Source organism: Rahnella sp. BIGb0603, from assembly GCF_024808755.1.
Lineage (GTDB): Bacteria > Pseudomonadota > Gammaproteobacteria > Enterobacterales > Enterobacteriaceae > Rahnella > Rahnella contaminans.
Genome location: NZ_JANUEX010000002.1, coordinates 701370 through 710724, shown reverse-complemented (window position 1 = coordinate 710724; position 9355 = coordinate 701370). Strand labels below are relative to the sequence as shown.

14 protein-coding genes are annotated in these 9355 nt (G+C 54.9%); all 14 read left to right on the top strand.

The genetic code is table 11. The features are described from left to right. Window positions 1-84: 84 nt before the first annotated feature. The 14 genes from M2403_RS08315 to M2403_RS08255 all read left to right on the top strand — a co-directional run bounded on the left by M2403_RS08315 (window position 85) and on the right by M2403_RS08255 (window position 9346). Window positions 85-537: a head completion/stabilization protein gene (locus M2403_RS08315; protein WP_259228917.1), complete on the top strand. Its 453-nt coding sequence runs from the start codon at window positions 85-87 to the stop codon at window positions 535-537. Then, window positions 534-1040: a phage tail protein gene (locus M2403_RS08310; protein ID WP_218522411.1), complete on the top strand. Its 507-nt coding sequence runs from the start codon at window positions 534-536 to the stop codon at window positions 1038-1040. The genes M2403_RS08315 and M2403_RS08310 overlap by 4 nt, the downstream gene beginning before the upstream one ends. Then, complete coding sequence (locus M2403_RS08305) at window positions 1037-1726, top strand: phage virion morphogenesis protein (RefSeq protein WP_259228908.1); 690 nt, start codon at window positions 1037-1039, stop codon at window positions 1724-1726. The genes M2403_RS08310 and M2403_RS08305 overlap by 4 nt, the downstream gene beginning before the upstream one ends. Window positions 1727-1735: 9 nt before the next feature. Continuing rightward, window positions 1736-2869 carry a DUF2586 domain-containing protein gene (locus M2403_RS08300; protein WP_259228907.1) on the top strand — a complete coding sequence of 378 codons (1134 nt, stop codon included), beginning with the start codon at window positions 1736-1738 and terminating at the stop codon, window positions 2867-2869. After that, window positions 2866-3318: a phage protein gene (locus M2403_RS08295; RefSeq protein WP_218522408.1), complete on the top strand. Its 453-nt coding sequence runs from the start codon at window positions 2866-2868 to the stop codon at window positions 3316-3318. The genes M2403_RS08300 and M2403_RS08295 overlap by 4 nt, the downstream gene beginning before the upstream one ends. A gap of 13 nt (window positions 3319-3331) precedes the next feature. After that, window positions 3332-3628, top strand: coding sequence for a phage holin family protein (locus M2403_RS08290; protein WP_129952933.1), 297 nt, complete (start codon window positions 3332-3334; stop codon window positions 3626-3628). Next, complete coding sequence (locus M2403_RS08285) at window positions 3625-3966, top strand: M15 family metallopeptidase (RefSeq protein WP_259228906.1); 342 nt, start codon at window positions 3625-3627, stop codon at window positions 3964-3966. The genes M2403_RS08290 and M2403_RS08285 overlap by 4 nt, the downstream gene beginning before the upstream one ends. Beyond that, window positions 3963-4337 carry a hypothetical protein gene (locus M2403_RS08280; RefSeq protein WP_259228905.1) on the top strand — a complete coding sequence of 125 codons (375 nt, stop codon included), beginning with the start codon at window positions 3963-3965 and terminating at the stop codon, window positions 4335-4337. The genes M2403_RS08285 and M2403_RS08280 overlap by 4 nt, the downstream gene beginning before the upstream one ends. 120 nt (window positions 4338-4457) lie before the next feature. Beyond that, complete coding sequence (locus tag M2403_RS08275) at window positions 4458-4715, top strand: putative phage tail assembly chaperone (protein ID WP_259228904.1); 258 nt, start codon at window positions 4458-4460, stop codon at window positions 4713-4715. Window positions 4716-4732: 17 nt separating this feature from the next. Beyond that, window positions 4733-4903, top strand: coding sequence for a DUF6890 family protein (locus tag M2403_RS24930; protein WP_405047815.1), 171 nt, complete (start codon window positions 4733-4735; stop codon window positions 4901-4903). Beyond that, the gene (locus M2403_RS08270) at window positions 4903-7257 is read left to right on the top strand and encodes a phage tail tape measure protein (protein WP_259228903.1); all 2355 of its coding nucleotides are present in this window, start codon (window positions 4903-4905) and stop codon (window positions 7255-7257) included. The genes M2403_RS24930 and M2403_RS08270 overlap by 1 nt, the downstream gene beginning before the upstream one ends. After that, window positions 7257-7589, top strand: a complete 333-nt coding sequence (locus M2403_RS08265; RefSeq protein WP_259228902.1) for a DUF2590 family protein — start codon at window positions 7257-7259, stop codon at window positions 7587-7589. The genes M2403_RS08270 and M2403_RS08265 overlap by 1 nt, the downstream gene beginning before the upstream one ends. Then, window positions 7582-8766: a baseplate J/gp47 family protein gene (locus M2403_RS08260; protein ID WP_259228901.1), complete on the top strand. Its 1185-nt coding sequence runs from the start codon at window positions 7582-7584 to the stop codon at window positions 8764-8766. The genes M2403_RS08265 and M2403_RS08260 overlap by 8 nt, the downstream gene beginning before the upstream one ends. Then, window positions 8759-9346 carry a hypothetical protein gene (locus tag M2403_RS08255; protein ID WP_259228900.1) on the top strand — a complete coding sequence of 196 codons (588 nt, stop codon included), beginning with the start codon at window positions 8759-8761 and terminating at the stop codon, window positions 9344-9346. The genes M2403_RS08260 and M2403_RS08255 overlap by 8 nt, the downstream gene beginning before the upstream one ends. The last annotated feature ends 9 nt before the right edge of the window (window positions 9347-9355 follow it).

Sequence of the window (9355 nt, the reverse complement as noted above, 5' to 3'; positions counted from 1 at the left end):
CAAGCCGGAACGGGCGCAGGGAAGGTAATACCCTTGGGTTATGTACCGTGGATCCTGGTCTGCCCGTTTCTTACGGAGAATTTTATGTTTAGCGGAACGCCAATTGATTACCAGGATGAACCGTTAACGAATGACGGATTTTGGCCAGATTTGAATCTGGCTGATTTCCAGGAACAGCGCAGCATCCCCGCCGATGTAGACGCCGGGACAGTAGCCGAGGCGTTGCTGACGGCGGCCGGGGAGGTGAATGACCTGTTGCAGACCGTCAAGGATGGGTATTTGGCCAAGGGATTTGGCCAGGCCAGCGCGGTGCCGGGTATCGGTCGCCCTGGCGAAAACCTGCTTTGTGCTCGTTACAAAAAAGCAGTGTTTGCCCGCGCAAAGGCCGATTTGATCCCTGAGTTCGCAAGCCAGGGGCGCAGGGAGTCGCACCCAGGACAGGAAAGCGCGGAAACCCGCGCCGGATTACTGGCCGAGGGGTCGATCATCATCCGGGCAATCAAAGGATTGCGCCGCGTGACAGTGAGAAAGATATGAGCCAGCTGGATGCGTTGAGTGATTTCATCACCAAAAGTATGCCCGCCAGGACGTTCAAGGGGGCAGGTTTTTCAAGCTATATGGATGAACTGAGTTTTATCCCTGCGCAACGGGATTTAGGACTGGAACAGTACCGCCTGGCGGTGATCCGTTACAACGCGGTATTGGCCTGGGACAGATTCCCTTACCGGCTGTATGACCCGCGCAACTTGGCGGCGCTGCTGCTGGTGTGGCTGATGGAGTCTGACCGGGAACTGTTTGAAGAATTCGGCATAGACACCGAGTTACCTGATTTTGATATCGATCTGGTGGATGAGGAAACCGCCGTGGTGGTTATCACCTTGCCGATGGTGGAAGCGTTAAACCTGGTGAAGGACGTCAAAGGCAATATCCCCCTGGACGGGGAGCAATGGCGACTTGCGGATCCGACTATTTGGTTTGCCAGTGAAGCCGTGGTGTACGGCGTTGATGAACAAGGCGCACCGCTGGGCAGTGAAAAATGATTATCCGGGGTGAGTTAGACCGGGCGCAGCTCAAGGCGGTACGTAAACAGCTGGACAGCCTGGAATTGCCCCCGGCTAAGCGTAAACGGCTGATGTGGCGGCTGGGGAAATACGGACTGATCCCGGCTGCTAAACGTAACGTCAGAAATCAGGCCAGCCCGGATGGCCAGAAATGGCAGGGACGCCAGACGAAGCGCAAAGGCAAGATGCTGCGCAATATGCCCAAGCTGCTGCATATCCGGGAAATGCCGGAAATCGACGGGGTGCGGATTTACCTGAGCGGCGGCGGTTATCGCAATGGCAAAAAGAGCGTGGCGGCGGGAACGGTGGGTTACGCCCAACAAAACGGCATGAATGTGACGGTCAGCCGTCGTCAAGTTGAACGCAAAGGCAGGGCGGAGAGTTTGCCCGCAAGTCTCAGACAGGCCAAACGCCTGCGGGCGCTGGGGTACAAGGTTAAAAAGGGTAAGCGCTGGCGAAAGCCGCCGTTTAAAGAAATTCAGGAAGGGTTGACGATGGCCAAAGCCGGGCTGTTGATCCGGACATTATCGGGGAAAGCGGCGAAAGCCTCCTGGTCAGTCGATGTTCCATCCCGTCCTTTCCTGGGCATCACGGAAGACGATTTTAATAAAGCGTTAGCGCGGCAACTCCAGGGCATCGGATTTGGCGCAGACGCAGGACACTAAGGGGAAGTTATGGCGTGGCCAAAGGTCGATGTAAATCAGGTCAATCAGCTACAGGGTGAAACAAACGAGATTGAGCGCGTGGTGCTCTTTGTCGGTACGGGGACAATCAACGCTGGTAAGACGCTGGCGGTGAATACCCAAAGTGATTTTGATGCGCTGCTGGGAACACAAGACAGCGTTTTAAAAAGCAACGTGAACGCGGCCATGCTCAACGCTGGATCCAACTGGAGCGGTTATGTGCATGTGCTGGCAGAGGATGCTGGGGAAAATGCCTGGGCGGATGCGGTGCTGGCCGCGCAATCTCTTTGCTCCGTTGAAGGTGTGGTATTGCTGGACGATATCGCCACGAAAACGCCTATCAACAAAGCGGCGGAGCTGCGTGCCAAATTGCTGGCCAGCTTCTCACGCTGGAACTGGTTCATTCTTTCCGTGCAGGCACCGCAGGCCGAGGAAGATTGGGCTGAATATTTGGTTCGCATGGTGGCGTTACAGGAGCAGATTTCTGCCCCGTCCGTGCAGCTTGTGCCGCGTTTGTTTGGTAATGAGCCTGGCATGCTGGCCGGTCGCCTGTGCAGTCGTGCGGTGACTATTGCTGACAGCCCGGCGCGGGTAAAAACCGGTGCGCTGGTATCCCTGGGCAGTGATGAAATGCCCAAAGATGGCACCGGCGCGGCGCTGGAACTGGCCACCCTGGAGGCGTTGCAGGCGCAGCGTTTTAGCGTGCCAATGTGGTATCCCGATTATGACGGCTATTACTGGGCTGATGGGCTGACGCTCGATGCGGAAGGCGGTGATTACCAGGCGATTGAGTACCTGCGTATTGCCGATAAGGCCGCCCGCCGTGTGCGTTTGCAGGCGATTGCCAAAATCGCAGATCGCTCGTTAAACAGCACGCCGTCCAGCATTGCCGCCCACCAGGCGCTTTTTGCCAAGGTGCTGCGTGAAATGTCGGCGGCCAGTCAGATTAACGGCATCACGTTCCCCGGCGAGGTTAAGCCGCCGCAGGATGATGATGTGACGATCACCTGGCAGTCAGCCACCAAAGTGGCGATTTATATCGTGATCCGCCCGTATGAATGCCCGAAAGGCATCACGGTGAGCTTGTTGCTCGATACCAGCCTGACAGGGAGTAATCAACGATGAAACGTATTTCAGGCCAGTCAACCGATGTGCGTATTGATGGTGACCTGGTTCACATTGAAAAGGTCAGTTTAGATATCACTGACAACACGGCGGCGGCATCTACTCAGGGTGTGCCTGATGGCCATGTGTCCGGGGATGTGGCGGCCGAGGGTGAAATTGAAATCTCTACCAAAGTGCTGACGCAGCTGACCGCCATTGCACGGCGTGCCGGTTCATGGCGCGGTATTGACCCGGTGGATCTGATGTTCTACGCCAAGGCCGGTAGTGAAGAGCTGAAAATTGAAGCCTTTGGCTGCAAATTGGTGGTGAGCAACCTTCTGGATAACGATCCGAAAGGCGGCAGCACGCTGAGCCATAAAATCAAATATATGGTCACCAGCCCGCAGTTTGTGCGCATTAACGGCGTGCCGTATCTGGAAGATGAAGATACCCGCAACCTGATTGGATAAGGACATTGCACGGATGCAAGAGCACGAAAAAAGTTTGTTAAGCCTGATCCTGCTGGGCGCACTTATCGCCCTGGGACAGATGTTGGTGAGCAGTGAGCCAATGACCGGAAAGCTGTTTTTTGGTCGCATTATCCTGGGTTCTGCCACCTCAATGGTGGCGGCGGCGGCGCTGATTTGGATCCCGGATATTTCCCCGCTGGCCATTGCGGGGTTGGGTGCCGCGCTGGGGATTGCTGGCCACCAGGCCGTTGAAATCTGGCTACGCAAAAAGGGAAGTCGTTATTTACCAGGGAAAGGAAAACTGAAATGACACTGAGCGAAAAACAACAGTTGTTCACGCAGCTGATTGCCCAACTGATTGAATGGGCAGGTAATCACGGTTACCGGCTGACTTTTGGCGAAGCCTACCGCACGCCGGAACAGGCCAAACTGAACGCCAAAAGCGGCGCGGGAATTGCCAATTCGTTGCACACGCAGCGTCTGGCCGTGGATTTTAATCTGTTTATCAATGGCCAATACCAGACTCGCACCGAGGCATATTTGCCGCTGGGTGAATATTGGGAATCCCTGGGCGGCGTGTGGGGCGGTCGATTCAAAACCCGCCCGGACGGCAACCATTTCAGCCTGGAACATAACGGGGTGAAATGATGGGAAAGCAGCTGGTGATTGCCGCTCTGGCGTTGTTGGCTGCGTTCGCAGCGGGCTGGCAGGTCAATGCCTGGTACAGCGATAGCCTGGAATTGGTGATCAGCAATGTCGCGCACGCGGCGGGGGAAGCCTCCCGCGTTGCCGGTGAGAGGGTGGCCAGTGAATCCGGCCGCAGGCTGGAGGAAAAATTGGAGGCGTTACGCGATGCGCAGCCTACGGAAATTCGAACGGAAATACTTAAACCAGTTTTTATTAATGAGTGTTTGTCTGCTGAGTTTGTCAGCCTGTACAACACCGCCGCCGATAAAGCCGAGCGTGCCTTATCAGGAAAATCTGTTAACCAAATGCCCGATAAAACTCCCGCGCATTAAGGGGGTAACGGGCAAAGATATTGCAGAAACTTTATTAATACTCACGCCGCAATATTCAGAGTGTGCGGCACGTCATAATCAATTAGTCGATGAAATAAACCAACGGAAGGAAATATAACAATGAGTAAAGTTACTATGGCTGTAAATGGCACCGCGCTGACCTTTGAACCAAACGCGACGGCTTATAATAAATTCATTAACGAAATGTCGATGGATAATAAAGTGGCACCGGCAAATAACTACCTGCGCCGTATTGTTCACGTTGAATGCAAAGAAGCGCTGGATACCATTCTGGATATTCCCGGATCTGCCCTGCAAATTTGCAGCTTTGTGAATGACCAGTTCGCACCGAAATTAGAGATTGAACTAAAAAACTAACGGCGCGGGTACGCGCAATTGAAAATAATGGCCTGGAACAATACCTGATTTTACGCCGCCATTATTTACCGCATGAAAATGACGACCCCGAAAACTTAGCCCGTGCCGTGTGGCTGGATAACCGGCATTGGGAGAATCAACGCATAGCTGTAGCAAATGGCATTGCCCTGGCATTTAAAGGCGAATAATGGCTGATTTAGATTTTACACTCAGTTTAATTGACAACATGACGCGCCCCCTTCGCCAGGTGCAATCCTCTGTGAACGGATTCGCTCAGGAAAGCGCGGCCGCTTTTGGCAAAGTGGCCATCGGTGCCGCTGCGCTGTGGGGCGTGGGTGCCTCCATCAAGGCCGCGTTGGATCCGGCCATTCAGATGTTTGACGCCATGCAGGAAGCCAGCGCGCGCGGTATTAGTGATGATGCACTGGCCAAGGTCACGGACGACGCCCTGAAATTCAGCGTGCGCTACGGGGAATCGGCGGTGGAGTTTGTGAAATCCTCCGCGGATATCAACGCCGCCGTGGCCGGGCTGACGAACGCCGAATTGCCCCGCGTTACCGTGGTGGCCAATACCGCCGCCAAAGCGCTGAAAAGTACGGCCGGGGAAGCGTCGGAGTTTATGGGGCAAATGTTTACCCAGTTCAGCGGCTACGCGGCCGAGGTGGGCAAGGTGCAGTTTGCGGAAGAACTGGCGGGCAAAATGGCCTACATGAAAAACCAGTTCGGCACGGACATGGCCACCATTAAAGACCTCATGGAAGGGGCGCGGGGTGTCGGTTCCAACTACGGCGTGGGGATGGATGAACAGCTGGCCGTGTTGGGTGAGTTGCAGCGTTCACTAGGCACGGAAGCCAGCGGCTCTTATGAGGGATTCCTGAGCGGTGCCGCAGCCGGTGCACAAAAGTTGGGGCTGAGTTTCCAGGATGCCCAGGGAAAAATGCTGTCCATGCCTGCCATGCTGGAAAAACTCCAGGGTAAATACGGTAAGAGCATTGAGGGCAATCTCAAGGCACAGGCTGAATTAGATGCCGCCTTTGGTGACAGCGCGGCGGTGATTAAACAGCTTTACGGCAACGTTGATCTGCTGAAACGTAACATTACCGAGCTGGGCAGCAATGACGGCATGAAACGCGCCACGGAAATGGCCGAGAAAATGACGCGCCCCTGGGACAGGCTGACGGCGATCTGGTTCGCCATGCGTGCCGCCATCGGTTCCACGCTGTTGCCGGTGCTGTATCCGCTGGTGAATAAAATTGCGGACGGTGGCGAAAAGCTCACGCGCTGGATGCGGCTGTTCCCCAACATTGCCCGCGTGATCGGTTATGCCACGGTGGCGTTGCTGAGCTTTGCGGCCGTGGGGGCAATCGCCAATATCGTGATGGGCGTTCACGGGTTCGTGATGATGGGCGTTACGCGTTTGCTGGCACCAATGGCCAGGCTGTTGGGGATTAACCGGCTGGCGATGGTGGCCAGTAATGCCGTGACGCAGTTATTCAGTGCCGGATTGCGTGGGCTGCGTGCCACCTTGCTGGCCGCCAGTATTGCCGCCCGCATGGGTTCAGCGTCCTTTCTGCTGATGATTGCGCCGGTGGTGGCCATCGCGGCCGCCATTGCTGCGGTGGTTATTGCGGTGATCAAGTTCTGGCAGCCTATCAAAGCGTTCGTGAGCGGGTTTATCAGCAGGTTCGGCCAGGCGGCCGGTGCGCTGTCGCCTTTCAGTGGCTTATTTTCCGGTATTGCCAAGGCGGTGGGCTGGGTGTGGGACGGCGTGAAAATGCTGGTGGGCTGGTTTGGCAACCTGCTGACGCCGATCCAAATGACGGAAGGTCAGCTGACCAACGTCACCAGCGCGGGCGAAACGTTCGGGCGGATTGTGGCGGGGGCAATCAACATCATTCTGACGCCGTTTGAGCTGGTGTATAACGCGATCAGTCTGCTGATCGATTTGTTCAGCATTGTGATTAAGGGCTGGATTGATGTCGTCAAATCCTTTGATATCAATTCCCCGGTGGAGTCCTTTGAAAAAATCGCCCGCGTGATCGGGGACGTATTCGGCAAGCTGTGGGACACGCTGAAATCGTCTTTCACCGGGACGTACAACTGGATTGTTGAGAAGTTAAATAACATTCCTGGCGTCAATATTGAGCTGAAAGAAGTCCCCGTGGCGGCTACTCCAAAAGGCGTGCCACCGGGTAGCGCGATGCCAAATCCAGTGCCGGGACTGCCATCGGCCAGCGTGTTGCCAAATCCTGTGGCGGCGGCTGGTGCACCTGCGGCCGTACCGCCAGGGTTTAACGGCGTGACAAATCAAATCAACGTGGCAGGCAATAAAAATCCGGTGCTGCAACCGCCGCAGCCGATAGGTAACACTATTTTGACGGGGGGAACGGTCAAAGGGGTGGAGCGTGGCGGATTGAAAAAGGAAATCAATACCAATACGGAAACCACAATTGATAACAGTAAAAAAATCGGCACCGTGAATATTCATCCTTCCAAAGGATTAACACCGGCCGAGCTAATGGAATGGCAGGAATTAAATTAATGACGGATTTGCTGTATGTCGATCTCCTTATTACCGGGCGTGATTTCACGCTGAACGCAGGTAATGAACCGGGCTTGTGTAATAACCGTATCAGCATTGCACAGGATATTGTCCACGCCATTATTGAAAGCGGATTAACCACGTTATTAGTGGCAGAGCGCAGCCCGACATTACGCGCCGATGTGATCACCCAAATGATTCTATTAATTGAAAGTGATGAACGCATTATTCCTGGCACGGTGAATATTGCGGAGGAATCCGCAAAACGTCTGTGGGCAACGGCGGAAACCTATGATTTCGGCAAAATTGAAGCCGGGGTGAATTATGAGTGAAAAACCTACCATTGATTTTGAGGCGGTACTCAAAGAAAGCGGGATGCCGGTCACTCAAGAGGAAATCAGCCAGCAGTTTACGGCCATCGTGAAAGCGGAAGGGATGATTACCAATACGTCCCGCATGTCACCGTTCTGGCGACTCATTACCGCCATTGTGACCACGCCCGTGCTGTGGATTAAAGATGTTTTAGTAAATACCGTGCTGGCCAATATGTACCTGGCCACGGCCAGCGGTGCCATGTTGCGGATGCTGGCCTGGGGCGTAAACCTCACGGCCAAGCCCGCCAGCGCGGCGCAGGGCGTGATCCGCTTTTACAAAGAAACCGCCAGTCAGGCGGTGACCGTGGCGGCCGGAACCCTTATCCAGACCGAGCGAATTAATGGCGTGACCTACGCGGTGGCGGTCGATGCGGATGTGACGCTGGCGGCGGGCGTGGCCAGTGCGCTGATCCCGGTCACGGCGACGGCGGCCGGGAACGCTTTCAACCTGGCACCCGGCTATTTTCGTATTTTGCCGGTGGCGGTGGCCGGTATCAGTAAGGCCGTGAATGAGGATGATTGGCTGTTAGCGCCGGGCGCGGATGAAGAATCCGACGACGATTTACGGGACAGGTGCCGCAATCAGTTCAACCTGGTGGGCAACTATCATACCGATGCGGTGTATCGCAGCATGATTGCGGGCGTGGTCGGGCTGAGCGTGGATCGCATTTTCTTTGTGCATGACGCGCCGCGCGGTGCCGGAACGGCAAACGCCTATTTGCTGCTTGATAGTGGTGAAACGTCCCAGCCGTTTATTGATGCGGTGAATGAGTACATCAATACGCAGGGGCATCACGGCCACGGTGATGATTTGCAATGTATGGCTATGCCGGAAACGCAGCACAATTTGACGGTCACGGTATACGTGACCAACCCGGATAATATGACGGCGGAAGAAAACGCCGCGCTGATTTCTGGCGTCAGCAATCTGATCCGCAGCGCATTCCGGCAAAACGCCGAATATGACGTAAAGCGAACCTGGCCATATTCGCGCTTCTCTTTTTCCAATCTGGCCAGGGAGCTGCATAAGCAGTTTGGTGTGGTGGAATCCCTGTCATTTTCCCTGACCGATATCGTCAGTGAACTGAGCGTGCCGCGTCTGGCCACGCTGAAAGTGGAGGTGAAAGGTGCCTGATTTCGCCACAAAAATGAAAAGCCTGAAATTGCCGTCCTGGATGAACCGGGGCGAACCGGCCAGGTTGCTGAAAGCGGCCGTGAATTTCTGGACGGGTATTGTGGAGTGGGTGACCTGGCCATTACAGCAGTTTGATCCGCTGGCCTGTGCCGAACCGCTGTTAAACCTTCTGGCCTATGACCGTGACATTGCACGGTTTAATGGTGAACCGCTGTCACTGTTTCGCAAGCGTGTGGCGTTCGCGTTTATCAACGCGCAGGACGCGGGTTCAGTTTCCGGGTTTATTGCCATCTTTGAGCGTCTGGGAATTGGTTACGTCGAATTGCTGGAACGCCAGGCGGGCATTGATTGGGATGTGATCATTGTCCGGGTGACCGATAGCCAGATTTCAGACAACGCAGATTTGCTGTTGCAGATTATCCGTCAGTACGGCCGCACCTGCCGCCGTTATCAGTTTGAAGTGATCACCACGTCCGGGATACGCATTCGCGCCGGATGGAACCAGGGCGAATACGTTTGTTATCCCGCCAGCCTGGGTGTGAGTGAAACAGGAACCGCCACGTTTGGCGCAAAGTTATAAGGAAATAAC